Origin of the sequence: Actinoplanes octamycinicus, assembly GCF_014205225.1 — a bacterium.
GTDB lineage: Bacteria > Actinomycetota > Actinomycetes > Mycobacteriales > Micromonosporaceae > Actinoplanes > Actinoplanes octamycinicus.
In genome coordinates, this window is record NZ_JACHNB010000001.1 from 3,225,197 (window position 1) to 3,250,295 (window position 25,099).

The following is a 25,099-nucleotide window of genomic DNA, read 5'->3' on the forward strand; positions in this document are numbered from 1 at the left end:
GTCGGAGGTACCGATAGGCTGAACCTCAGGCGTGTCGGCCTGTCGTCTTCCCGGAGGAACCACGTGTCCAGCAACACCGCTCCAGTCAGTGCCGAGCGTTCGCTCGTGCTCATCAAGCCTGACGCGGTCCGCCGCGGTCTGCTCGGCGAGATTCTGTCGCGTTTCGAGCGTAAGGGGCTGGTCGTCGAGGCGCTGGAGTTGCGCACGATGGATGCCGGTCTGGCCGACCAGCACTACGCCGAGCATGTGGACAAGGCGTTCTACCCGCCGCTGAAGCAGTTCATGACCAGCGGCCCGCTCGCCGCTCTGGTGCTCTCCGGGGACCAGGCGATCGAGGTGATCCGCACCATGATCGGCGCGACCGACGGGCGCAAGGCGGCGGCCGGCACCATCCGTGGCGACCTGGCCCTGTCCAACCGGGAGAACCTGGTGCACGCCTCCGACTCGGCGGACAGCGCGAAGCGCGAGCTGGCGCTCTGGTTCCCGAACCTCTGATCTGATCCGGCTGTCCGCCGCTGATCATCCACAGCGGCGGCTCGCCCGGCCTTCCCGGCGGCGGTCGAGCGGCCCGGACCGGCAGCGACGGGCGGCGGTCGAGCGGCCCGGACCGGCAGCGACGGGCGGCGGTCCAGCGGCCCGGACCAGCAGCGATGGGCGGCGGTCCGGAGCCGGGATTCAGCCCGGACGCCCGCCGGGCGGCCCGGACCGGCGGCGGACCTCGCGGGCCGCCACGGGACTTCGCCCAGGCGTACCAAATCCGGTTTTTGATCTCGATTTGCGGCGACCGGGAATGCGGATGAGGGAATCCATCGGTGGCCGGTATCGTTGTCGGAGCGCAGGCGACGAACCGGCCATCACCGGGGAGCCTCCGGAAGAACGGGTTGCACCCTGGTAGGAGTGGCACCCCTAGTAGAACCGGGCGGACCGGCACGCGTGAGAGCCGGCGAATGAGCGGGCGGGTCGCTGACCCGTCAAGCGAGGTGGTACCGCGGGCGTGAGCTCGTCCTCGCAGTCAGGTCATGACTGTTTGAGGAGCACCATGTATCCCAAGCACACCGACGCGTCGGGCGTTCCGGCCTCGCCGGACCTGCCGGCGGTCGAGCGCGCTGTCCTCGCGCACTGGGCGGAGGACAAGACCTTCGAGGCGTCCGTCGAGCAGCGGCCGGCCGGGGACAACGGCAGCAACGAGTACGTCTTCTACGACGGCCCGCCGTTCGCGAACGGTCTGCCGCACTACGGGCACCTGTTCACCGGGTACGTGAAGGACGTGGTCCCGCGCTACCAGACGATGCGCGGCAAGCACGTCGAGCGCCGGTTCGGCTGGGACACGCACGGCATGCCGGCCGAGATCGAGGCGGAGAAGCAGCTCGGCATCACCACCAAGGCGCAGATCGTCGAACTCGGCATCGACAAGTTCAACGAGGCCTGCCGCACGTCGGTGCTCGCCTACACCAAGGACTGGGAGGGGTACGTCACCCGCCAGGCCCGCTGGGTGGACTTCGGGAACGACTACAAGACCCTGGACCCCAGTTACATGGAGTCGGTCATGTGGGCGTTCAAGACGCTGCACGACAAGGGGCTGGTCTACGAGGGCTTCCGGGTGCTCGCCTACTGCTTCCGGTGTGAGACGCCGCTCTCCAACACCGAGACGCGGATGGACGACGTCTACCGGGACCGGACCGATCCCGCTCTGACGGTGAAATTCCGGCTGGACACCGGTGCGGACATCGCGGTCTGGACGACCACGCCGTGGACGCTGCCGTCGAACCTGGCGCTGGCCGTCGGTCCTGATATCGAATATGCCGTTCTTTCGGACAGCGACGGGCAGAAGCTGATCCTCGGTGCCGGACGTGTCGGCGCCTACGCCAAGGAACTCGAGGGCTACGAGCAGGTCGGCACGGTGCTCGGCAGCGAGCTCGTCGGCCGCCGCTACACGCCGCTCTTCGACTACCTCCGCGAGCCGGCCGGCGAGAACGCCTTCCAGGTCCTCGGCGCCGACTTCGTCACCACCGAGGACGGCACCGGCGTGGTGCACATGGCGCCGGCCTTCGGTGAGGACGACCAGAACGCCTGCACCGCGGCCGGCATCCCGACCGTGGTGACCGTGGACGAGCAGACCCGGTTCACCTCGCTGGTCCCGGACTTCCAGGGCGTGCAGGTCTTCGACGCGAACAAGCCGGTGATCGCCACGCTCAAGGAGCGCGGCGTGGTGCTGCGGCACGACGGGTACACGCACTCGTACCCGCACTGCTGGCGCTGCGACACCCCGCTGGTCTACAAGGCGGTGTCGTCCTGGTTCGTCGCGGTGACCAAGTTCCGGGACCGGATGGTCGAGCTGAACCAGGAGATCACCTGGACGCCGGCGCACATCAAGGACGGCTCGTTCGGCAAGTGGCTGGCGAACGCCCGGGACTGGTCGATCTCCCGGAACCGGTTCTGGGGCTCGCCGATCCCGGTGTGGAAGTCGGACGACCCGGCGTACCCCCGGGTGGACGTCTACGGGTCCTTCGAGGAGATCTCGCGGGACTTCGGGGTGACGGTGACCGATCTGCACCGTCCCGGCGTGGACGAGCTGACCCGGCCCAACCCGGACGACCCGACCGGGAAGTCGGTCATGCGCCGGGTCCCGGAGGTGCTGGACTGCTGGTTCGAGTCCGGGTCGATGCCGTTCGCCCAGGTGCACTACCCGTTCGAGAACAAGGACTGGTTCGAGCACCACTACCCGGGTGACTTCATCGTGGAGTACATCGGGCAGACCCGCGGCTGGTTCTACACCATGCACGTGCTGGCCACCGCGCTGTTCGACCGGCCGGCGTTCCGCAACTGCCTGAGCCACGGCATCCTGCTCGGCGAGGACGGGCGCAAGATGTCCAAGTCGCTGCGCAACTATCCGGACGTGTACCGGGTGTTCGACACCTACGGGTCGGACGCGATGCGCTGGATGCTGATGTCCTCGCCGGTGCTGCGGGGCGGGGACATGCCGGTCACCGAGACGGCGATCCGGGACTCGGTGCGGCAGGTGCTGCTGCCGCTCTGGAACGTCTGGTACTTCTTCAGCCTTTATGCGAACGCGTCGGGCTACGAGGCCAAGTTCCGGACTTCCTCGGAGCACCTGCTCGACCGCTACATCCTGGCGAAGACCGGCGAGCTGGTCGACGATGTCGCGAAAAAAATGGATGAGTACGACATCTCCAGCGCGGCCGCGAGCGTGCGCTCCTACCTGGACGCGCTGACCAACTGGTACGTCCGCCGCTCCCGGGACCGTTTCTGGGAGGGCGACGCCGACGCCTTCGACACCCTGGCCACCGTGCTGGAGACGCTCTGCCGGGTGGTGGCGCCGCTGGCCCCGCTCACCGCGGAGGAGGTCTGGCGCGGCCTGACCGGGGACCGGTCGGTGCACCTGACCGACTGGCCGTCGGCCGACGCGTTCCCGGCCGACCACGACCTGGTCGCCTCGATGGACGCGATCCGGGACGTGGCCTCGGCGGCCCTGTCGCTGCGCAAGGCGAAGGGGCTCCGGGTCCGCCTGCCGCTGGCCCGGCTGACCGTCGCCACCTCCGGCGGATCCGCCCTGGCGGATCTGAAGGACCTACTCAAGGACGAGGTCAACGTCAAGGACGTGGTCTTCACCGAGGACGTGGCGGCGTACTGCCAGCAGGTGCTCACCGTGGTGCCGCGGGCGCTCGGCCCGCGGGTCGGCAAGCAGGTCCAGCAGGTGATCAAGGCGGTCAAGTCCGGTGACTGGGAGCTGGTCGACGGCGCCCCGGCGGCAGCCGGCGTCACCCTGGCCGAGGGCGAGTACGAGCTGAAGCTGGTCGCCGCGGACGCGGAGAACTCCGCCCCGCTGCCGGCCGGTGGCGGTGTCGTCGTGCTGGACACCGTGGTCACTCCGGAACTGGCCGCCGAGGGCCTGGCCCGGGACGTGATCCGGGTGGTCCAGCAGGCCCGCCGGGACGCCGGCCTGGACGTCTCGGACCGGATCGCGCTGGCGGTGTCGGCGTCGCCGGCGGTCCGCGAGGCGGTCGAGGCGCACCGGGAGTTCGTCGCGGGGGAGACCCTGGCGACCTCGCTGAGCTTCGGCGCGGCGACCGGTTTCGGCGGCGAGGTCGGCGACGGGGAGCAGATCACCGTCACGGTCACCCCCGTGTGACATAACCGACTGGCCCGGATGTTCGCCTGGCGCGGCGAATGTCCGGGCCGGGATCAAGATCAATAGTCCATCGAGGGCTCGCGTCCGATAACCTCTCCTCACCCCTTGAACTTTCTTTGCACTGGTCTTCGGAGGACGAGTTGCCCCTGATCTACTCGATCGGCAAGCTCACGGTCGGCAATGCGCTGATGGTGGGTTGGAAGCCGCGCATCGAGGGCCTCGAGTACATACCGAAGACCGGCGGCGCGATCTTCGCTGGCAACCACCTCTCGGTCGCCGACGAGCTGTTCCTCGGCGCCGCGGTGCCGCGTCACCTGGCGTTCTGGGCCAAGTCCGACTACTTCGTGGGCAAAGGCGTGAAGGGTTTCTTCTCGCGGAAGCTGATGGAGGGTCTGGGCGCGATCCGGGTCGAGCGGGCCGGTGGGCGTGCCGCGCTCACCGCGTTCGACGCGGCGATCCCGGCGCTCAAGAGCGGCGACCTGGTCGCGGTCTACCCGGAGGGCACCCGCTCGCCGGACGGCAAGCTCTATCGCGGGCGCACCGGCGTGGCCCGGCTGGCGGTCGCGGCCGGCGTCCCGATCATCCCGGTCGGCATGCTCGGCACCGAGGTGGTGCAGCCGATCGGCCGGCTCGCCCCCAAGCTGATGCGGGGCGTGGTCACGGTCAAGTTCGGCAAGCCGATCGAGACGATCGGCCGGTCCGACGACCGGACCTCGCTGCGCGAGCTCACCGACCAGGTGATGAGCGAGATCCAGAAACTCACCGGCCAGGAGTACGTGCCGCGTTACGCCCCGAAACGCGAGGAGTGATCACGCGCCGAACTTCGGCGTGAGCACCTCCGCGCGCAGCCGGGCGACCAGCTCGGCGCTGTCCGCGATCGAGCGCCGGGTGAGCAGCACGGTGGCCATGCTGCCGTGGTCGGCCCAGGTGCAGACCACGGTCGAGGCGCCGTTCAGCCGGCCGGCGCCGCAGCGCTGGTAGGCGCCCGCCTCGTCGAGCGGGAAATCCTGGATGTCGGTGAGCTTGGCGTCGCCGGCGATCCGGTCCAGCTGCCGGGTGACGTCCGCGTCCGGGGTGAACCGCCAGCCGGTGACGCCGTAGAGGGTGACCCGCTTGCCGTTGCCGTCGCCGTAGACGCCGGCGAACGCGGCGCCGTCCGATCCGGCCGCGCTCAGCTGCTCGGCCAGCCGGTCGACGGCGCGGCGGCTGGCGTCGTCGGCGCGCAGCCTCAGGTCGCCGATCCGCTCCGGGAGCGAGGCGTCGACCGGGAACTGGGCCAGGGCGGGCCACTGCGCGTACGCGAACGGGGCGCCGAACCACAAGCCGGCCAGGACCGCGATGATCAGCAGCAGGCGGCGCAGCCGGCGCCGGCGCCGCGGTCGCGGCCGCGGGACGGCCGCCACCGGTGGGCGCGGCTGGATCGGGATGCGGCTCGGGGCCGGGGCGGGCGGCTTGGCTCGCGGCCGGCGGAACCAACCGCCCGCCTTCGGTTCCACCACCGGCTTCTTCGGTACGGCCGGAGCCGCCCTCTCCTTGGCCTTCGTCGCTATCTGGTCCAGCAGGACCTGGATCTTCCGCTCCTTCGCCGGCAGCGGCGGCGCCGGCGTGATCGGCGGCCCGTCCAGCCGGGTCGGCGGCGTCTCGACCGGCGGAGGCGGCGGGACCGGGGCGAACGGGGCGACCGGCGTGATCGGGGCGACCGGGGTGATCTGCTCGGTGGTCCAGACCGGTGTGTCCTGCCCGGCCCACGGGTCCACCGCCGGCATCGTCGCCCAGTGCTCCGGCTCCGGCTCGGCTCCGGTCACCCGCTCGATCAGCCGGTCCCACCTCGACCTGCGCGGCGCGGGCGCCGGCACCGGGGCCGCGCCACTCCACCGGTCCGGCACGTGGCTGGTCGGCGGCTCGTCGGAGGGGTCGGCCACGCGGGTCGGATCGGTCATGGTTTTCGATCTCCTTCCGCCGTCCGGCAGCGAGTCCCTTCCCCCAGGTTAGGGACGGTATGCCAGGGGGCCGGACGGGCGGAATACACCCACGAGGCGCGAATGCCGGACAACGAGGGCGATGTGCGGAACGCTCCGGAGTCGTATGGTTACCCGGATCTGACAATCGGTCACCGGGGTGATACCTCTCACCGCCGTCGAGCACTCTTGTGTACTGGGGAGGGCGCGTACCGCATGAGCACCACGCAGAGAAACGCCGTCACGATGTCCGGCAACGCCGCCGGGCAGCCGATGCTGTTCGCCCACGGGTACGGCTGCGACCAGAACATGTGGCGGCTGGTCACTCCGGCCTTCGCCGACACCCACCGGATCGTGCTCTTCGACCACGTGGGCAACGGCAAGTCCGACCTGACGGCGTACGACGACGCCAAGTACGCCAGTCTGAACGGCTACGCCACCGACGTCCTGGAGATCGTCCACGAGCACGACCTGCGCGACGTGCTGTTCGTCGGGCACTCGGTGAGCTCGATGATCGGCCTGCTGGCCGCGGTCCGCGAGCCGGAGCGGTTCGCCGGCGTGGTGATGGTCGGCCCGTCGCCGCGCTACATCAACGACGAGGCCGCCGGTTACGTGGGCGGTTTCGGCCGGGCCGACATCGAGCAGATGCTGGACTCGCTGGACAGCAACTTCCTCGGCTGGTCCAGCACGATGGCCCCGGTGATCATGGGCAATCCGGATCGTCCGGAGCTGGGCGAGGAGCTGACCAACTCGTTCTGCCGGACCGATCCGGCGATCGCCAAGAAGTTCGCCCGGGTCACCTTCCTCTCCGACAACCGGGAGGATCTGCCGCGGATGCGGGTGCCCTCGCTGATCCTGCAGTGCTCGGACGACGTGATCGCGCCCACGGTGGTCGGTGAGTACGTCCACAAGCACACTCCGCACAGCTCGTTCGCGGCGCTGAACGCGACCGGGCACTGTCCGAACCTGAGCGCTCCGGAGGAGACGGTTGACGCCATCAAGTCCTGGTTGTAGACAGCGGGCATGATCGGCGGAGCACTGGCGTGAGTGAATCCGGTAGGCCGGACGTGACACAGGAGTTGCGACTGCCCTGGGACGACGATCCCGAGGAGCTGTACGAGCACGCGCCCTGCGGTTACCTGACGACGCTTCCGGACGGCACCGTCGTCCGGGTCAACCAGACCTTCCTGGACTGGACCGGTTACGACCGTTCCGACCTGGTCGGGCATCGACGGTTCCGTGACCTGCTCACGCCCGGTTGCCAGATCTATCACGAGACCCACTACGCGCCGTTGCTGACCATGCAGAGCGAGGTGCACGAGATCGCCCTCGACGTGGTCTGCGCGGACGGCTCCCGGGTGCCCGTGCTGGTCAACTCGGTGCTCGAGCGCCACGACGGCGGCGGACCCCGGGTGATCCGCACCATGGTCTTCAACGCGACCGAGCGGCGCAGCTACGAGAACGAGCTGCTGCACGCCCGGAACGCCGCGGAGGCCGCGGAGAAACGGATCCGGGTCCTCCAGCGGATAGTGGCCGACCTGGCCGCCGCCCCCACCGAGGCGGAGGTGGCCGAGGCGGTGATCCGGGCGCCGGAGCCGGCCTTCGACGCCACCAGCTGCAGCATCTACCTGGTCGACCAGGAGCGCGACCAGCTGGTCGCGGTCGCCTCCACCGATCCGACCACCGGCAACTGGGACGACATGCCGTGCTCGTCCCCCCGCGCGGTGGCCGCGGTGGCCCGCCGCGGCGACCTGCACGTGGTGCACAACCTGGCCGAGGCGGCCGAGCACTTCCCGGACCTGGCCGAGACGATGGCCCGGTCCGGCCGGCGCACCGTGGTGCTGCTGCCGCTGACCACCGGCCCGGCCGAGGACCAGGCCGGGGTGACCGTGCTCGGCGTGCTGGCCTTCAGCTTCGCGCAGGAGCGCGAGCTGACCGGCGGCGAGCTCGGGGTGATCCGGCTGCTCGGCCAGCAGGCCGGACAGGCCCTGGACCGGGCCCGGCTCTACGACGACGCCCGCCGCCGCGAGGAGCGGGCCGAGTTCCTGGCCGGCATCACCCGGGCGCTGGACGAGGAGCACCGGCTGCTGCAGCGGGCCCGCCGGCTGGTCGAGCGGGTGGTCCCGGACATCGCCGACTGGGCCGCGGTGCGGCTGCACGTCGGCCCGGCCGGCCTGCGCGAGGAGTCCGGCGGCCCACCGCCGGACCACGACCTGCTGGCCGAGCGGATCGCCAAGGCGACCCACGCGGCCCGGCCGGTCTTCGCCACCGACGGCGACCGGCTGGACTGCACGGTGCTGCCGCTCACCGCGCGGGGCCGGGTGCTCGGCACCCTGGCGTTGCGGATGGCGGCCGACCGGCGCGGCGCCGAGGCGGAGCGGGCGTTCCTGTCCGACCTGGCCGACCGGGCCGGGCTGGCGCTCGAGAACGCCCGGCTCTACGAGCAGGAACGCGCGATCGCCCAGACCCTGCAGCGCAGCCTGCTCGCCGCGGACGTGCCGGCCGGCGACGCCCGGTTCGCGCTGGAGACCCACTACCAGGCCGGTGGCCAGGACCTGGAGGTCGGCGGCGACTGGTTCGACGCCTTCCCGATCACCCGGGACAAGCTGGCCGTGGTGGTCGGCGACGTGGTCGGCCGGGGCCTGGAGGCGGCCAGCACGATGGGCCAGCTGCGCAGTGCGATCCGGGCGCTGGCCACCCAGGAGAGCGGCCCGGCCCGGCTGCTGGAGGGGCTGGACCGGTTCTGCCAGCGGGTCGAGTCGGCCCGGATGGCGACCGTGGTCTACGCCGAGATCGACCTGGACGCGTGCACGATGGTCTACGCCTGCGCCGGGCACCTGCCGCCGCTGCTGCACCAGCCGGCCGGCTCGGCCGAGTTCCTGCTGCAGGCCCGGTCCGCGCCGATCGGCTCGCGGGCCGGTGACGTGCGGCGTACCGAACACCGGGTCCGGCTGTCCCCGGGCAGCCGCCTGCTGCTCTACACCGACGGCCTGGTGGAGCGCCGGGACCGGCCGATCGACCGCGGTTTCGAGGTGCTCAACCGGGCGTTCAGCCGGTTGCGCGGCGCCCCGCTGAAGGGGCTCGCCGCCGGCCTGGCCGACACCATGGTGGGCCGCGAGCACGCCGATGATGTCTGCCTGCTCTGCCTGACCCTGGGCGCCGAGGAGCGGCTGGAGCGCTCGCTCGGCGCTGATCCGCTGCAGATCGCGCTGCTCCGGTCCGACCTGCGGGCCTGGATGATCGGGCAGGGCGTGGACCAGGATTGCCTGAGCGCGGTCCTGCTGGGCTGCTCCGAGGCGGTGGCGAACGCCATCGAGCACGGGTACCGGAACGACCCGTTCGGCGTGGTGGACGTCGCCGCGACGATCACCGCGGACGCGGTGGAGGTCCGGGTCTCCGACCGGGGCAGCTGGCGCGGTCCCAGCCACTCCCGGGGGCGGGGCCTGAAGCTGATCGAGGAATCGATGGACGAGGTGTTGTTCGACCGCGGTGACGGGACGACGGTGACCATGCGCCGGCACCGGGGAGAGGGGCGGCCGTGACCGATCAGTGGGTGACGTTCTCGAAGGTCGGGCCGGCCGAGGCGGTCCACCTCAGGGGTGAGATCGACCTGGCCAACGCCAACGACATCGGCCGGGCGATCGTGGCCCGGACCACGCTGGCCGACGCCGTGCTGATCGACCTGACCGGGGTCTCGTTCCTGGACAGCGCCGGGGTGCGGCTGCTCGACCTGATCGTCGGCGACCTGGACGAGCGGGGCAAACCGATCCGGCTGGTGGTCGGCGAGCACGGGGCGGCCCGGATGACGCTGCAGCTGTGCGCGTTCCGCACCGATCTGTTCGCGATCGATCTGGACCATGCCGCTGAGGATCTGGGCCGTTAGCCTCTCGCGTACCCTGGACACCCATGAGCGTGAGTTCCGTCTTCCCGCAGCTCGAGCAGCTGCTGCCCCGGGTCAGCAAACCGATCCAGTACGTGGGCGGCGAGCTCGGCGCCGTTGTCAAGGACTGGGACGCCACCGTCGTCCGGTGGGCGCTGATGTACCCGGACGCGTACGAGGTGGGCCTGCCCAACCAGGGCGTCCAGATCCTCTACGAGGTGCTCAACGAGCAGCCGGACGTGCTGGCCGAGCGCACCTACTCGGTCTGGCCCGACCTCGAGGCGCTGATGCGGGAGCACGGCGTCCCGCAGTTCACCGTCGACGCGCACCGGCCGGTCAAGGCGTTCGACGTGCTCGGCCTGTCGTTCGCCACCGAGCTGGGCTATACGAACATGTTGAGCGCGCTCGACCTGGCCCAGATCCCGCTGGAGAGCAAGGACCGGACGGTCGAGCACCCGATCGTGCTGGCCGGCGGCCACGCCAGCTTCAACCCGGAGCCGATCGCCGACTTCATCGACGCCGCCGTGCTCGGCGATGGCGAGGAGGCGGTCCTGGAGATCACCGGGATCATCCGGGAGTGGAAGGCCGAGGGCTGCCCGGGCGGGCGGGACGAGATCCTGCTGCGCCTGGCGCGGACCGAGAGCATCTACGTGCCCCGCTTCTACGACGTCGACTACCTGCCGGACGGCCGCATCCAGCGGGTCGTGCCGAACCGGCCGGACGTCCCGTTCCGGGTGGCCAAGCGGACGACGATGGACCTGGACGCCTGGCCGTACCCGAAGAAGCCGCTGGTCCCGCTCGCCGAGACGGTCCACGAGCGCTACGCGGTGGAGATCTTCCGCGGCTGCACCCGGGGCTGCCGGTTCTGCCAGGCCGGCATGATCACCCGCCCGGTGCGGGAGCGGTCGATCACCACGGTCGGCCAGATGGTCAAGGAGGGGCTGGAGTTCTCCGGCTACAGCGAGGTCGGCCTGCTCTCGCTCTCCAGCGCCGACCACTCGGAGATCGGTGACATGTGCTCCGGCCTGGCCGAGCAGTACAAGGACACCAACGTCTCGCTGTCGCTGCCGTCCACCCGGGTGGACGCGTTCAACATCGATCTGGCCCAGGAGCTGTCCCGCAACGGGCGGCGCACCGGGCTCACCTTCGCGCCGGAGGGTGGCTCGGAGCGGATCCGCAAGGTCATCAACAAGATGGTGACCAAGGAGGACCTGATCCGGACGGTGGTCACGGCGTACTCGAACGGCTGGCGCCAGGTGAAGCTGTACTTCATGTGCGGCCTGCCCAGCGAGACCGACGAGGACGTGCTGGAGATCGCCGAGATGGCGCACGAGGTGATCCGGGCCGGCCGGGAGGCGGCCGGCACCAAGGACATCCGCTGCACCGTGTCGATCGGCGGGTTCGTGCCCAAGCCGCACACCCCGTTCCAGTGGGCGAAAATGGACACGCCCGAGGTGATCGACGGCCGGCTCAAGATGCTCAAGCAGGCGATCAACAGCGACCGCTCGCTGGGCCGGGCGATCGGTTTCCGCTACCACGACGGCGAGCCGTCGCTGATCGAGGGCCTGCTGTCGCGCGGCGACCGCCGGGTCGGCAAGGTCATCCGCGAGGTGTGGGAGCAGGGCGGCCGGTTCGACGGCTGGTCCGAGCACTTCTCGTTCGCCCGCTGGGTGCAGGCCTGCGAGACGGTGCTGCCAGGTTTCGGCGTCGACCTGGATTGGTATACGACCCGCGAGCGCGAGGAGGCCGAGGTCCTGCCCTGGGACCACCTGGACTCCGGCCTCGACAAGGACTGGCTCTGGCAGGACTGGCAGGACTCGATGAGCGAGTTCGAGCAGGACGACTGCCGCTGGACCCCGTGCTTCGACTGTGGCGTCTGCCCGTCGATGGACACCGAGATCCAGATCGGCCCGACCGGTAAGAAGCTTCTTCCCCTGACCCCGGTGAACGGACTGCGGGTCCCCGCTTAGGAGTACACGATTCCCCCGAAGAACCAGCCCGTGGGCGGACAGGCCCCGGTCGTGCAGCGGATCCGCCTTCGCTATGCGAAGCGCGGACCGCTGCGCTTCACCTCACACCGCGACTTCGCCCGCGCCTTCGAGCGCGGGCTGCGCCGCGCCGGTGTGCCGATCGCCTTCTCCCAGGGTTTCACCCCACACCCCAAGATTTCGTACGCCAGCGCCGCGCCCACCGGCGTCGGCAGCGAGGCGGAGTACCTGGAGATCGGCCTGCAGGCCGTGGTCGACCCGGAGCAGCTGCGGGTCGCCCTGGACGCGGCGCTCTCCCCGGGCCTGGACGTGCTCGAGGCGGTCCAGGCCGGCGAGGGCAGCCTGGCCGACCGGATCGACGCGTCCCGGTGGCGCCTGGAGCTGTTCGAGGTCGATCCGGCCGCCGCGCGCGACGCCGTGGCCGCCTTCCTCGCCGCCGACGAGGTGCTGGTCGAGCGCATGACCAAGCAGGGTCGCCGGTCGTTCGACGCGCGCGCGGCGGTGAACCGGTGCATGGTGGTAGGAGAGCCGGACCTACCTTCCGGGGCCGGTGGAGTACCGTGTGCGATAATCGACCTTGTCGTGCGGCAGGTGACACCCGCTGTACGGCCCGATGACGTCCTTTCCGGCCTGCGCGTGGTGGCTGGCCTGGAGCCGCCGGTTCCCCCTCGGGTAACCCGGCTGGCCCAGGGCACACTCACCGCGCAGGGGGAGATCGTCGATCCGTTGGAGGCGGATCGCGAGGCCGTCGGCATCGGCGGACGCTGACCGGTTTCCGGCCGGCGTTCATTGACAGACTTCGGCAGCTCGTCCGGCTCGGACGGGCCCGAAACACTTGCAGCGACCCTGCGTGGCAGCGCTTACCCGCGCCCGGGGCCGCCAGAACTGGAGAGCGCCCATGCTCGATAACGAGCCCCCAGCCAACCTGGGAGAACAGGGCGGTGAACGGGACGGGGCGGTTACGCCGCCCGCCGATGCCGCCACCGGTACCACTCCGGCCCGCCGGACGCGGACCACGCGCCGCAAGGCGGCCGCGCCCGCCGCGGAGGCCGAGCCGGCCGCCGCGGAGCCGTCCGCTGCGGAGCCCGCCGCCGCGGAGGCGGCCGCCGAGCCGGCTCCGGCTCCGGTGAAGAAGGCCACCCGCAGCCGTCGCAAGGCGGTGCCCGCGGCAGCCCCGGCCGAGCCGCCGGCCGCCGAGCCGCCGGCCGAGACCCCGGCCGCCGCGGAGGCGACTGCCGAGCCGGCTCCGGCTCCGGTGAAGAAGGCCACCCGCAGCCGTCGCAAGGCGGTGCCCGCGGCAGCCCCGGCCGAGCCCGAGCCGGTCACTCCGGTCGAGGAGCCGGTGGCGGTCGACGCGCCCGCGCCGGTCGCCGAGCCGGTCGAGCCCCCCGCTCCGGTCGAGGAGCCGGTGGCCGAGGAGGAGGAGGAGAAGCCCGCCGACGTTCCGGTGATCGGCATCCTCCCGCTGGACGACGACTTCGTCGAGGAGCAGCCGGCCGGGCGAGCCCGGGCCCGCCGTGCCGCGCTGCCCCCGGCTGTGCTGTTCATGCCGCCCGAGGCGGAGACCGCCCCGGCCCCGGCGCCGGCCGGCCGCCGGCGCCGCCCGGTGACCGACCCGCTCGCGCCGGTCGCCGCCGAGCCCGCCGAGGCCGAGGCGGTGGCCGAGGTCACCGACGAGGTCCCGGCCGAGGAGCCGGCCGAGGGCACCCGGCGCAGCCGCCGCCGTCGCCGCGGCGCCGCCGAGGAGCCGGTCGCCGAGCCGGCCGTGGCCGAGGTCGCCGAGCAGCCGGTGCTGGACCAGGTCGACGAGGACGCCGACGACGCCGAGGAGGGCGCCGACGACGACAGCGACGACGACGAGGCCGGTGGCCGCCGTCGCCGGCGCCGTGGCCGTCGCGGCCGGGGCCGTGGCAAGGGCCCGTCCGACGAGGCCGACGACGCCGACGCGGAGTCCGAGGACGAGGGCGACGCCGAGGCGTCCGCCGACGAGGACGGCGAGGACGAGGAGTCCGAGGACGGCGAGGGTGGCGTCACCCGCCGCCGCCGGCGTCGCCGCCGCAAGGGCTCCGGCGGGGACGCCGAGACCGGCGGCATCGAGGACGGCGTGCACACCGTGGTCCGGGTCCGCGAGCCGCGCCGCACCGACGAGGTGCAGGGCGTGTCCGGCTCGACCCGGCTGGAGGCCAAGCGCCAGCGCCGCCGGGACGGCCGCGAGCAGCGCCGGACCCGTCCGCCGATCCTGAGCGAGTCGGAGTTCCTGGCCCGCCGCGAGGCGGTGGACCGGGTCATGGTGGTCCGGCAGAAGGCCGACCGCACCCAGATCGCCGTGCTCGAGGACGGCATCCTGGTCGAGCACTACGTCGCCCGGGCCACCTCCGGCACCATGGTCGGCAACGTCTACCTGGGCAAGGTGCAGAACGTGCTGCCCAGCATGGAGGCCGCCTTCGTCGACGTCGGCCGGGGCCGCAACGCGGTGCTCTACGCCGGCGAGGTGAACTGGGACGCCACCGGGCTGGAGGGCCGGGCCCGCTCGATCGAGCAGGCGCTGCGCTCCGGCGACTCGGTGCTGGTGCAGGTCACCAAGGACCCGATCGGGCACAAGGGCGCCCGGCTGACCAGCCACATCGCGCTCTCCGGCCGGCACCTGGTCTACGTGCCGAACGGCAACGCGTCGGGGATCAGCCGCAAGCTGCCGGACACCGAGCGCAAGCGGCTCCGGGACATCCTGAAGAAGCTGGTGCCGGACGGCGCGGGCGTGATCGTGCGGACCGCCGCCGAGGGCGCCAGCGAGGACGAGCTGGCCCGCGACGTCAAGCGGCTGCAGGCGCAGTGGGAGGACATCCAGGCGAGGGCCGCCGAGGGCAACGCCCCGCGCGCCCTCTCCGAGGAGCCGGACCTGGTGATCCGGGTCGTCCGGGACCTCTTCAACGAGGACTTCCGGGAGCTGGTCGTGCAGGGCGAGCAGGCGTACGCCGAGGTGGAGAACTACCTCCACTCGGTCTCGCCGGACCTGGTCGAGCGGCTGCACCGGCACACCGGGATGGCCGACGTCTTCGCCGAGCACCGGATCGACGAGCAGATCCTCAAGGGCCTGGACCGCAAGGTCTTCCTGCCGTCCGGCGGTCACCTGGTGATCGACCGGACCGAGGCGATGACCGTGGTCGACGTCAACACCGGTAAGTACACCGGCGCGGGCGGCAACCTGGAGGAGACGGTCACCCGCAACAACCTGGAGGCGGCCGAGGAGATCGTGCGCCAGCTGCGGCTGCGCGACCTGGGCGGCATCGTGGTGATCGACTTCATCGACATGGTGCTGGAGAGCAACCGCGAGCTGGTGCTCCGGCGGCTGACCGAGTGCCTGGGCCGGGACCGGACCAAGCACCAGGTCACCGAGATCACCTCGCTCGGCCTGGTGCAGATGACCCGGAAGCGGATCGGCGCCGGCCTGCTCGAGGCGTTCAGCGAGACCTGCGACCACTGCAAGGGCCGTGGCGTGCTGATCCACCCGGAGCCGGTGCCGGAGAAGCGGTCCAACGGCAACGGCGGCAACAGCGGCGCCGGCGCGGCCACCCAGGTGAAGGCGGTGGCGGCGGCCGCACGGACCGAGGCGCCCGCTCAGCCGGCCACCACCGGTCGCTCGCGGCGACGCCGGGGCGGCGAGTCCGCGCCGGCGCCGGCCGAGACGCCGGTGGTCGTGACCGAGCCGGTGGTCGTGACCGAGCCGGCGATCGTGGCCGAGCCGGTGGCCGAGCCGGAGGTCGCGGTCGAGGTCGAGGAGGCCGGTCCGGCGGCCGAGGTGGCCGAGGTGCCACCCGCCCCGGAGGCGCCGGTCGCCGGTTCCGGAGTGATCCGGTCCGGTGTGATCCGGGCCACCAGGCCGGTGCTGACCACCTCGGACGACGACGAGTACGACATGAGCGGCTACGACCTGTCCCGGTACGAGACGGCCGGGCCCGCCGACGCCGACGAGGACGACGCCGAGCCGATGCGGCTGGCCGGCTCGGACGACCCGGACGCCGCCGACGAGGACGAGGACGACGACGAGTCGGTGGGCGCCGGTTCCGGCCGCCGCCGGTCCCGTCGGGGGGCACGCCGCCGCACCCGTCCCTGAGCTGTCGAAACCCGCCCCGGAAGTTAGCTGTAAAGAAGGTTAACTACCGGGGCGGGTTTTCCGTTACCCTCGGCGGGTCGATCCCCGTCCCCCGAGGAGATCCCCGTGCGACGTCACCTCGCGGCCGCTGCCGCCCTGTCCTTCGCCCTGCTCGCGGCCGGCTGCTCCGGCGGCGACGAGCAGGAGCCCACGGCCGCCGCCCCCACGCCGGCCGGCACCGCCGCCGCGGCGACCACGGCCGCCGCCGATCCCGCGGTGGCCGCCTCCGCCGACGCGGCGCTGTCCGCCGACACCAAGGCCATCTGCGCGCAGGCCGCCCGGACCGGCGAGAGCTTCGGCACCAACTTCGCCGCCGACTACCAGGTGTACCTGGGCGCCAAGGCGCAGGGCGCCGAGGCCAAGGCGCGGGCCAAGGAGAAGGTCACCCGGACCGTGGACGGGTATTCGTTCGCCCTGCTGGACATGTCGAAGCTCACGTCCGACCCGTCGCTGAAGAAGGCGCTGGCCGCGATGGGCGCTCAGGTGACCGCCCTGAAGGGTGATTTCGCCAAGATTGACGACAAGCGGCTCGCCGAGATCAGTGGCAAGCTGGCCAAGGCCTGCGGCAAGAGTTAACCCCGTTTTGGCTCTCGGCTCGCCGATGAAGTAGGCTTGCCGACGGCGCTTTTTCGGCGCCACGTCTCGTGCGCCCGGCTTGGTCATCATCTCGGCCGGCCGCGCCGGGGCCCCAGCAGTATCCGCCAGCAGCTTACTTTTCGGCTGCGTAAGTCTCAGGGAGTCCGCGTCCTATGTACGCGATCGTCAAGACCGGCGGCAAGCAGTACAAGGTTGCCGAGGGCGACGTGATCGAGGTCGAGAAGCTCGTGGGCGAGCCCGGCGACGCTCTGACGCTCGCCGCGGTCCTCCTCGTCGACGGTGACAACCTGGTGACCGACGCGGCCAAGCTTGCCAACGTTACGGTGTCCGGCGAGATCGCCGAGCACACCAAGGGTCCGAAGATCCGGATCCACAAGTTCAAGAACAAGACCGGCTACCACAAGCGCCAGGGTCACCGCCAGCCGCTGACCCGCGTCAAGGTGACCGGCATCAAGAGCGGGAAGTAGGCGTAGACATGGCTCATAAAAAGGGTGCATCCAGCTCGCGCAACGGCCGTGACTCCGCCGCCCAGCGGCTCGGTGTCAAGCGCTTCGGCGGCCAGGTCGTCAAGGCCGGCGAGATCCTGATCCGCCAGCGCGGCACCAAGTTCCACCCGGGCGACCTGGTCGGCCGGGGCAACGACGACACGCTGTTCGCGCTGGCCGCGGGCAGTGTGCAGTTCGGCACCGCGCGCGGTCGCAAGACCGTCAGCATCCTGCCGGCCGCGCAGTAATATCGCCGAAGCGGGCCGCGGACCTCTCGAGGTCCCCGGCCCGCTTTTGTTTGTACCGACCCGGCGGTCGCGCCGGTTGCACGGCAAGCTGGTGCTCAGGGGTGTGTCAAGGCCCTTGAGGCACCCCTGAGCACCAGCCGGCCAACCCGGCGCCGCCCGGCACGGCCGGGAACAGCGACGCCCGGGCGGGCGTTGGCCCCGCGGGGTATCCACCCGGGGGACCGGGATTTCCAGCTTTCGAGGAGTTGAGCGGTGACCACGTTCGTCGACCGGGTCGTGCTGCACCTGCAGGCGGGTGACGGCGGGCACGGCTGTGTCTCCGTGCACCGGGAGAAGTTCAAGCCGCTCGGCGGCCCGGACGGTGGCAACGGCGGGCACGGCGGCAGCATCACGCTGGTCGTCGACCCGCAGCAGCACACCCTGCTGGACTTTCACTTCCACCCGCACGTCAAGGCGAGCAACGGCGGCGGTGGCGCGGGCGCCAACCGGGACGGGGCGAACGGCAAGGACCTGGTCCTCAAGGTGCCGGACGGCACCGTGGTGCAGACCGCCGACGGCGAGGTGCTGGCCGACCTGGTCGGCGCCGGCACCGAGTTCGAGGTGGCCCGCGGCGGCCGCGGCGGCCGGGGCAACCGGTCCCTGGCGAACACCCGGCGCAAGGTTCCCGGCTTCGCCGAGCTGGGCGAGCCGGGCGACCAGCTGGACGTGGTGCTGGAGCTGAAGAGCGTCGCCGACGTCGGCCTGGTCGGGTTCCCGTCGGCCGGCAAGTCGTCGCTGATCTCGGTGCTCTCCGCGGCCAAGCCGAAGATCGCCGACTACCCGTTCACCACCCTGGTGCCGAACCTCGGCGTGGTGCAGGCCGGCGAGGAGACCTTCACCATCGCCGACGTGCCCGGCCTGATCCCCGGCGCGGCCACCGGCAAGGGCCTGGGCATGCAGTTCCTCCGGCACATCGAGCGCACCTCGGTGCTGGTGCACGTGCTGGACGCGGCGGCCCCGGAGATCGAGCGGGACCCGTTGGCCGACCTGGACGCGATCGAGGCCGAGCTGGCCGCCTACGGCGGGCTGGAGGACCGGCCCCGCCTGGTGGTGCTCAACAAGATCGACATCCCGGACGGCCGGGACCTGGCCGAGATGGTCCGGCCCGACCTGGAGGCCCGTGGCTACCGGGTATTCGAGGTGAGCGCGGTGACCCGGGAGGGTCTCAAGGAGTTCACCTACGCCCTGGCCGCCCTGGTGGCGGAGAACCGGGCGGCCAAGCCGGTGGCCGAGCCGACCCGGATCGTGCTGCGCCCGCGCGCGGTGGACGACACCGGCTTCACCATCGAGCAGGACGAGGACGGCGTCTACGTGATCCGCGGCGCCCAGGTGGAGCGCTGGATCAAGCAGACCAACTTCGACAACGACGAGGCGATCGGTTACCTGGCCGACCGGCTGGAGCGGCTCGGCGTCGAGGAGAAGCTCGGCAAGCTGGGCGCCCAGGCCGGCGACCCGGTGCGGATCGGCGCCCGCGAGTTCGACTGGCAGCCGAACGCGGGGGAGTACATCTCCGGCCCGCGCGGCACCGACGCCCGGCTGGAGGAGCTGGACCACCGGCCCTCGGCGGCGCAGCGGCTCGCCGCCCGCAAGGCCCGCCGGGTCCGCGCCGAGGACGAGATCGCCCACATGGCCGCCGACGGGACCGTCACCAGCGTGGCGAACTCGCAGGTGCCGGTGCTGGTGACCGACGAGGACGACACCGACGAATAGGTAACCGGCCAGTTCCCCGCAACCCGCAGGAAACGGTCATCACCTAGAGTCACCTCCGTGCTGATCGAATCGCGTCCCGCCCTGGACCCCGAACTCGCCGCCCTGGTGACTGCCCAGCAGCGCGAGACGGCCGAGGCCGGAGCCGGCGCGGACGCGATATTCGAGCCGCACGACGACGTGGCGTACCTGATCGGCGTGGTGAACGGCCGGGCGGTGGCCTGCGCCGGCTGGCGGGCCCGCGAGCGCGGGGCCGCCGAGCTGCTGCGGCTCTACGTCCGCCCGGCGCACCGCGGCCGCGGCCTGGCCCGGCAGCTGATCGTGGCGGTCGAGGAGGAGGCGCTCGCCGCGGGACGCCCGGTCATCCGCTGGGAGACCGCGTTGCCCGCGGCGATCGCCCTGTGCCAATCTTCGGGGTACCGGCAGCTGCCCGGCGCCGCCGGCCGCTTCGAGAAACGGCTGCCGGCGCTAGTCCAGTAGCCCGATCGCGACCCGGGCCCGCTGGACCGTGCCGGCCGCGGTCGGGCGGACCCGCTCGGCGCCGGCCGCGAGCACCTGCCGTACCAGAAGCGGGTCTTGGGAAAGCTCCGCGTGACGCGCCCGGATCGGCGCGAGCAGCGCCTCGATCGCGTCCGTGACCTCCCGTTTCAGCGCCGCGTAGGAGGTCGGGTCGGCCGGCGGGCGACCGGTGATCTCGGCCAGGATGTCGATCAGGTTGGTCACCCCCGGCTGGTGAGCCCGGTCGCGGCGGACCACGCCGAGGGTGTCGGTGGCGGCCCGCGCGACGGTCCTGCGGATCACCTCGGGCGGGTCCAGCAGGCCGATCCGCCCGGCGCCGCCGCTCTTGCTCATCTTGGCGGCCGGCTCGGCCAGGTCCATGATCCGGGCCGCGGCGTCCGGACGGATCCCCTCGGGCACCCGGAAGGTCGCGCCGTACTTCGCGTTGAACCTGGTGGCGAGCGTGCGGGTGAGTTCCAGGTGCTGGTTCTGATCCTCGCCGACCGGCACCTGGTCGATGTCGTAGAGCAGGATGTCCGCGGCCATCAGCACCGGGTAGGTGAGCAGGCTGAGCCGGACCGGGCCGCCGGCCGCCGACTTCTCCTTGAACTGGATCATCCGGGCCGCCTCGCCGTGGCTCGCCACGCACTCCAGCAGGTAGTGCAGCTCGGTGTGCTCGCGGACCTGGGACTGCAGCACGATCGGGGTGCGTTCCGGATCGACGCCGGCGGCCAGCATGATCGTCGCCTGCTCCAGCGCGCAGGCGCGGACCTGTGCCGGGTCGTGCTCGACGGTCATCGCGTGCAGGTCGGCGATCAGCGCGATGGAGTCCGCGGCGTCCTGCGCCGCGATCAGCGGGCGCAGCGCGCCCAGCAGGTTGCCCAGGTGCAGGTGGCCGGTCGACTGGAAGCCGGTGAGGCGGCGGGTCCGGGTCGGCGCGGCGGTCACGGTCGTGGTCATCACAGGTCTCCGATGCTTTCGGTACGGATGACCGCCCGACCCCGGAGACGATGGTGCTGACACGAAGCACGGCCGCCCGGAGTGGGCGGCCGCGGAAGAGGTCACGCGTGCAGGAGTAGCCGCCCGGTCAGGGCCGCCACCAGTTCTTTCGCAACGCGCGCATGGGTCGAAGTTAGCGTGCCGCCCGGCCGGCGGCAAGAGATCACCGACGTGCCTGCACGAGCCCGGGACGGGTACCGGCATGATTGTCGGCATGCCGACCCTGACCCGTGCCGAGGCCGCCGAGCGGGCGTCCGTCGTCGACGTCGAGACCTACCACGTCGATCTGGACCTCACCGGGGACGGCGGCACCTTCCGGTCCCGCACCGTGGTCCGCTTCCGGGCCCGGCCCGGCGCCGCCACCTTCCTGGAGTTCGAGCCGGTCGAGGTCGCCTCGATGACGCTGAACGGGCAACCGGTCCCGGCCGGCGCGGCGGACGGCGCCCGGCTCGCGCTCAGCGGCCTGGCCGAGAGCAACGAGCTCGTCGTCGACGCGACCATGCGGTACTCCAACAACGGCGAGGGCCTGCACCGCTACGTCGACCCGGCGGACGGCGCGGTCTACCTCTACCAGCACCTGTTCATCAACAACGCGGGCCGGGTGCTGCCCAGCTTCGACCAGCCCGACCTGAAGGCGTCGTTCCGGGTCAGCGTGACCGCGCCGGCCGAGTGGACGGTCGCCACCAACGGGCAGCTGGTCTCCCGGGACGGCGGCCGGTGGGAGTTCGCCGCCACCGAGCGGATCTCGACGTACCTGGCCACCCTGATCGCCGGCCCCTGGCACACCCGCGTCGACGAGCACGACGGCATCCCGCTGGCGCTGTTCACCCGGGCCGCGCTCGCCGAGCAGCTGGACGCCCAGGCCCCGGAGATCTTCGAGATCACCAAGCAGTGCCTGGACCGGTTCCACGAGATGTTCCGGATCCGTTATCCGTTCGGGCACTACCAGCAGGCCTTCGCCCCGGAGTTCAACTTCGGCGCGATGGAGTACCCGGGCCTCGTGGTGTTCCGCGACGAGCTGGTGCCCCGGTCCACGATGACCGACACCGAGCGGGAGTACCGGGCCAGCGTGATCGCCCACGAGATGGCCCACCAGTGGTTCGGTGACCTGGTCACCATGGCCTGGTGGGACGACCTGTGGCTGAACGAGTCGTTCGCCGAGTACCTGGGCTCCCGGGTGGCCGCCGAGGCGACCCGCTGGACCGGCACCTGGACCACCTTCGCCCTGCACCGCAAGGCCTGGGGGCTGCGCGCCGACCAGCGGCCGTCCACCCACCCGGTGGCGCCGGCCGAGGTGGCCGACACCGACCAGGCGCTGATGAACTTCGACGGGATCTCGTACGCCAAGGGCGCCTCGGTGCTCAAGCAGCTGGTCGCCTGGCTCGGCGACGAGGCGTTCCTGGCCGGGGTGAACGCGCACTTCGCGGCGCACGCGTTCGGCAACGCCACGCTCGCCGACCTGCTCGGCGCGCTGGCCGAGGCCGGTGGGCGGGACCTGTCCGGCTGGGCCGAGCTGTGGCTGCGCCGGGCCCAGGTGAACACGCTGCGCGCCGAGGTCCGGCGGGACGGCGAGCGGTACGCCGAGGTGGCGGTCGTGCAGACCGCGCCGGAGGGGTTCGGCACCCTGCGCCCGCACCGGATCGGCATCGGGCTCTACGACCACCTGGACGGCGCCGTCGTCCGGCGCGAGCTGATCGAGGCCGAGCTGGACGCCAGCGGCCGGACCGAGCTGCCCGCGCTGGCCGGGAAGAAGGCCGCCGACCTGCTGCTGCTCAACGACGGGGACCTGGCGTACGGGAAGATCCGTCTCGACGACGACTCGGCCGCCGCGATCCCGCTGCTGCTGCCCCTGCTCACCGACTCGCTGGCCCGAGCGGTGATCTGGGCCTCGACGCTGGACGCCGTGGTGGACGGCGAGCGCCCGGTGGCCGAGCTGGTCACCCTGGTGCTGGCCGCGCTGCCGGTGGAGACCGAGACGGTAATCGTCGAGGACGTGCTGCGCGCCACCCGCGGGCTGGTCGACCGGTACGCCACCGCGGCGGCCCGGCCGGCCGCCCTGGAGCTGGTCGCGCAGGCCGCCGACCGGCTGCTCGCCGCGTCCCCGGCCGGCGGCTCCCGCCAGCTGGCCGCGGCCCGCGGGCTGATCGGGGCCACCGTCGACACCGCCCGGCTGGACGGCTGGCTGGCCGGCGCCGGGGTGCCGGCCGGGCTGGTGGTCGACGCCGACCTGCGCTGGCTGATCCGCTACCGGCTGGCCGTGCTGGGCGTGGCCGGGCCGGCGGAGATCGACGCCGAGCTGGCCGCCGACCGCAGCGCCAACGGCGAGCAGTGGGCCGCCCGGTGCCGGGCCGCGTTGCCCGACCCGGCGGCCAAGGAGGCGGCCTGGGCGGCGATCGTCGGCGACGCCACCCTCTCCAACCGGCTGGTCGAGCTGACCGCGCTCGGCTTCTGGCAGGCCGAGCAGCGGGAGCTGCTGGAGCCGTACGTGGAGCGGTACTTCGCGGAGATGCCCGGGATGATGCGGATCCGGTCCGGGATGAGCGCCGAGAAGATCTCGGTGGCCGCGTTCCCGGCGGTGATGGTCTCCGAGCGGGCCCGGGAGCTGGCCGCCGGGCTGCTGGCCGAGCCGGAGCTGAACCCGATCCTGCGCCGGGTGGTGCAGGACAACGACGACGACATGCGGCGTGCGCTGCTGGCCCGGGGGCTCGGCGGCTGACCGGCCCGGTCCGGGCCGGCGGCGTCCGCGACGTGTCCGGCCTGGGCCCGCCGCGTCCCGGGGCGCGGCCCGGCCCGGGCCTGCGGCGTCCTTGGGGCGCGTCCGGCCCGGCTACCGCTCTGACCGAAATTCCGGTTTTATCGGCATGAAACCCGTAGCCTGAGTCTGCGGGGGTGAATGCGTGGAATGGTCCGCTGAACTGTCCGGCGGTCTGCTGCAGGCCGCGCCGGACGCGATTCTGGTCCTCGACGGCATGCGGATCGTGCTGGCCAACGACCGGGCCGGGCAGATGTACGGCTGGCCCAGCGCCGAGCTGGTCGGCCAGTCCGTCGAGGTGCTGCTCACCGACGACTCCCGGACCCTGGTGGCGGAGCGCCAGGAACTGATCATGTCCGGTGAGCCGGGTTCGATCGGCACCATCGTGACCACCGCCCGGCGGCGGGACGGCACCGAGTTCCCGGTCGAGTCGTCCACCACGGTCGTCGCGACACCGCAGGGCCGGCTCGCCGTCGCGGTGGTCCGGGACATCACCGAGCGGCTGCGCGCCGAGGAGGAGAAGGACCGGCTGCGCGCCGAGGCGCACACCCACCGCAGCCAGCGCCTGGAGAGCCTGGGCCAGCTGGCCGGCGGCATCGCGCACGACTTCAACAACATGCTCGGGGTGATCCTCAACTACGCCAACTTCGTGATCGAGGAGGCCGAGGCCCCGGAGCCGGACCTGACCGCGATCGCGGCCGACGCCCGCCAGGTGGTCCGGGCCGGCACCCGCGGCACCGACCTCACCCACCAGCTGCTCGCCTTCGCCCGCCGGGACGTGGTCCGCCCGCAGCCGCTCGACCTGAACGCGGTGATCGGCGACCTGCAGGAGACCCTGCGCGGCTCGCTCGGCGAGCAGATCACCCTGCTCTTCCGGCCCGCCCCGCAGCTGCCCTCGGTCACCTGGGATCCCGGCCAGGTCGAGCAGATGCTGACCAGCCTGGCGGCCAACGCCCGGGACGCGATGCCGAACGGCGGCAACCTGGTGATCGACACCGGCAGCCTGGGCGACCGGGTCCGGCTGCGGGTCTCCGACTCCGGCCGCGGCATGCCGGCCGACGTGCTGGACCGCGCCTTCGACCCGTTCTTCACCACCAAGCCCAAGGGCGAGGCGACCGGGCTCGGCCTGGCCACCGTCTACGGCATCGTCACCCAGGCCGGCGGCGAGGTGAGCCTGACCAGCGAGCCGGGCCTGGGCACCACGGTGACCGTGCTGCTCCCGGCCGGCGAGGCGGAGGTGCCGGCGGCGGCCGAGGAGGCGCCGGCCGCCGGTCGCGGGCACGGCGAGACGGTGCTGGTCGCCGAGGACGAGGACGCGCTGCGCGACGTGGCCGGCCGGATCCTCTCCGGCGCCGGCTACCGGGTGCTCGCCGCGGACTGCGGGGCCAAGGCGCTGGAGGTGGCCGCCCGGCACCACGGCGAGATCGACCTGCTGCTCAGCGACGTGGTGATGCCCGGGATGCTGGGCAAGGAGCTGGCCGAGCGGCTGACCGGCGTCCGGCCGACCACCCGGGTGCTCTACATGTCCGGTTATGCCCAGCCGGTGCTGGCCTCCAAGGGGAACCTGGACCCGGGCGTGGTGCTGCTGGAGAAGCCGTTCTCGGCGAACGACCTGCTGGCCGCGGTCCGGAAACGCCTGGACAGCTGA

18 protein-coding genes are annotated in these 25,099 nt (G+C 72.1%); 16 read left to right on the forward strand and 2 right to left on the reverse strand.

What is annotated here, in order from left to right:
- The first annotated feature begins 63 nt into the window (after positions 1-63).
- From ndk to BJY16_RS14505, 3 genes are all read left to right on the forward strand, one after another.
- Positions 64-495: a nucleoside-diphosphate kinase gene (gene ndk, locus BJY16_RS14495; protein WP_185039961.1), complete on the forward strand. Its 432-nt coding sequence runs from the start codon at positions 64-66 to the stop codon at positions 493-495.
- Between the two features lie 544 nt (positions 496-1,039).
- On the forward strand, positions 1,040-4,150 hold the full coding sequence (gene ileS / locus BJY16_RS14500; protein WP_185039962.1) for an isoleucine--tRNA ligase: 3,111 nt from the start codon (positions 1,040-1,042) through the stop codon (positions 4,148-4,150).
- Between the two features lie 140 nt (positions 4,151-4,290).
- A complete protein-coding gene (locus tag BJY16_RS14505; RefSeq protein WP_185046448.1) occupies positions 4,291-4,959 on the forward strand; it encodes a lysophospholipid acyltransferase family protein in 669 nt (222 codons plus the stop codon).
- On the opposite strand, the gene BJY16_RS14510 is transcribed toward BJY16_RS14505, so the two are convergent.
- Entirely contained in the window at positions 4,960-6,090 is a 1,131-nt protein-coding gene (locus tag BJY16_RS14510; RefSeq protein WP_185039963.1) for a hypothetical protein, read from the reverse strand. It abuts the gene before it with no gap.
- A gap of 234 nt (positions 6,091-6,324) precedes the next feature.
- Between BJY16_RS14510 and BJY16_RS14515 the strand changes: the two genes are divergently transcribed.
- From BJY16_RS14515 to BJY16_RS14565, 11 genes are all read left to right on the forward strand, one after another.
- Positions 6,325-7,122, forward strand: a complete 798-nt coding sequence (locus BJY16_RS14515) for an alpha/beta fold hydrolase (RefSeq protein ID WP_185039964.1) — start codon at positions 6,325-6,327, stop codon at positions 7,120-7,122.
- A gap of 29 nt (positions 7,123-7,151) precedes the next feature.
- A complete protein-coding gene (locus BJY16_RS48410) occupies positions 7,152-9,650 on the forward strand; it encodes a SpoIIE family protein phosphatase (RefSeq protein ID WP_275408028.1) in 2,499 nt (832 codons plus the stop codon).
- Entirely contained in the window at positions 9,647-9,991 is a 345-nt protein-coding gene (locus BJY16_RS14525) for an STAS domain-containing protein (RefSeq protein WP_185039965.1), read from the forward strand. Before BJY16_RS48410 ends, BJY16_RS14525 begins: the two co-directional genes overlap by 4 nt.
- A gap of 23 nt (positions 9,992-10,014) precedes the next feature.
- Positions 10,015-11,958, forward strand: coding sequence for a TIGR03960 family B12-binding radical SAM protein (locus BJY16_RS14530; RefSeq protein ID WP_185039966.1), 1,944 nt, complete (start codon positions 10,015-10,017; stop codon positions 11,956-11,958).
- Between the two features lie 51 nt (positions 11,959-12,009).
- A complete protein-coding gene (locus BJY16_RS14535; protein ID WP_185046450.1) occupies positions 12,010-12,744 on the forward strand; it encodes a TIGR03936 family radical SAM-associated protein in 735 nt (244 codons plus the stop codon).
- Between the two features lie 130 nt (positions 12,745-12,874).
- Complete coding sequence (locus BJY16_RS14540) at positions 12,875-16,087, forward strand: Rne/Rng family ribonuclease (RefSeq protein WP_185039967.1); 3,213 nt, start codon at positions 12,875-12,877, stop codon at positions 16,085-16,087.
- 105 nt (positions 16,088-16,192) lie between these two features.
- Positions 16,193-16,702 (forward strand): hypothetical protein, encoded by a 510-nt coding sequence (locus tag BJY16_RS14545; RefSeq protein ID WP_185039968.1) that lies wholly within the window; start codon positions 16,193-16,195, stop codon positions 16,700-16,702.
- 173 nt (positions 16,703-16,875) lie between these two features.
- The gene (rplU, locus tag BJY16_RS14550) at positions 16,876-17,190 is read left to right on the forward strand and encodes a 50S ribosomal protein L21 (RefSeq protein WP_014688346.1); all 315 of its coding nucleotides are present in this window, start codon (positions 16,876-16,878) and stop codon (positions 17,188-17,190) included.
- Between the two features lie 8 nt (positions 17,191-17,198).
- Positions 17,199-17,456, forward strand: a complete 258-nt coding sequence (gene rpmA / locus BJY16_RS14555; protein WP_185039969.1) for a 50S ribosomal protein L27 — start codon at positions 17,199-17,201, stop codon at positions 17,454-17,456.
- A gap of 252 nt (positions 17,457-17,708) precedes the next feature.
- Positions 17,709-19,205, forward strand: coding sequence for a GTPase ObgE (gene obgE, locus BJY16_RS14560; protein ID WP_185039970.1), 1,497 nt, complete (start codon positions 17,709-17,711; stop codon positions 19,203-19,205).
- Between the two features lie 57 nt (positions 19,206-19,262).
- The gene (locus BJY16_RS14565; protein WP_185039971.1) at positions 19,263-19,682 is read left to right on the forward strand and encodes a GNAT family N-acetyltransferase; all 420 of its coding nucleotides are present in this window, start codon (positions 19,263-19,265) and stop codon (positions 19,680-19,682) included.
- Here the strand turns inward: BJY16_RS14565 and trpS are convergent.
- Entirely contained in the window at positions 19,671-20,660 is a 990-nt protein-coding gene (trpS, locus tag BJY16_RS14570) for a tryptophan--tRNA ligase (protein WP_185039972.1), read from the reverse strand. The two genes, BJY16_RS14565 and trpS, sit on opposite strands and share 12 nt — an antisense overlap.
- A 253-nt stretch (positions 20,661-20,913) precedes the next feature.
- On the opposite strand from trpS, the gene pepN reads away from it, so the two are divergent.
- Both pepN and BJY16_RS14580 read left to right on the forward strand, forming a co-directional pair.
- The gene (gene pepN / locus BJY16_RS14575) at positions 20,914-23,415 is read left to right on the forward strand and encodes an aminopeptidase N (RefSeq protein ID WP_185039973.1); all 2,502 of its coding nucleotides are present in this window, start codon (positions 20,914-20,916) and stop codon (positions 23,413-23,415) included.
- A gap of 181 nt (positions 23,416-23,596) precedes the next feature.
- Positions 23,597-25,099, forward strand: a complete 1,503-nt coding sequence (locus BJY16_RS14580) for a hybrid sensor histidine kinase/response regulator (RefSeq protein WP_185039974.1) — start codon at positions 23,597-23,599, stop codon at positions 25,097-25,099.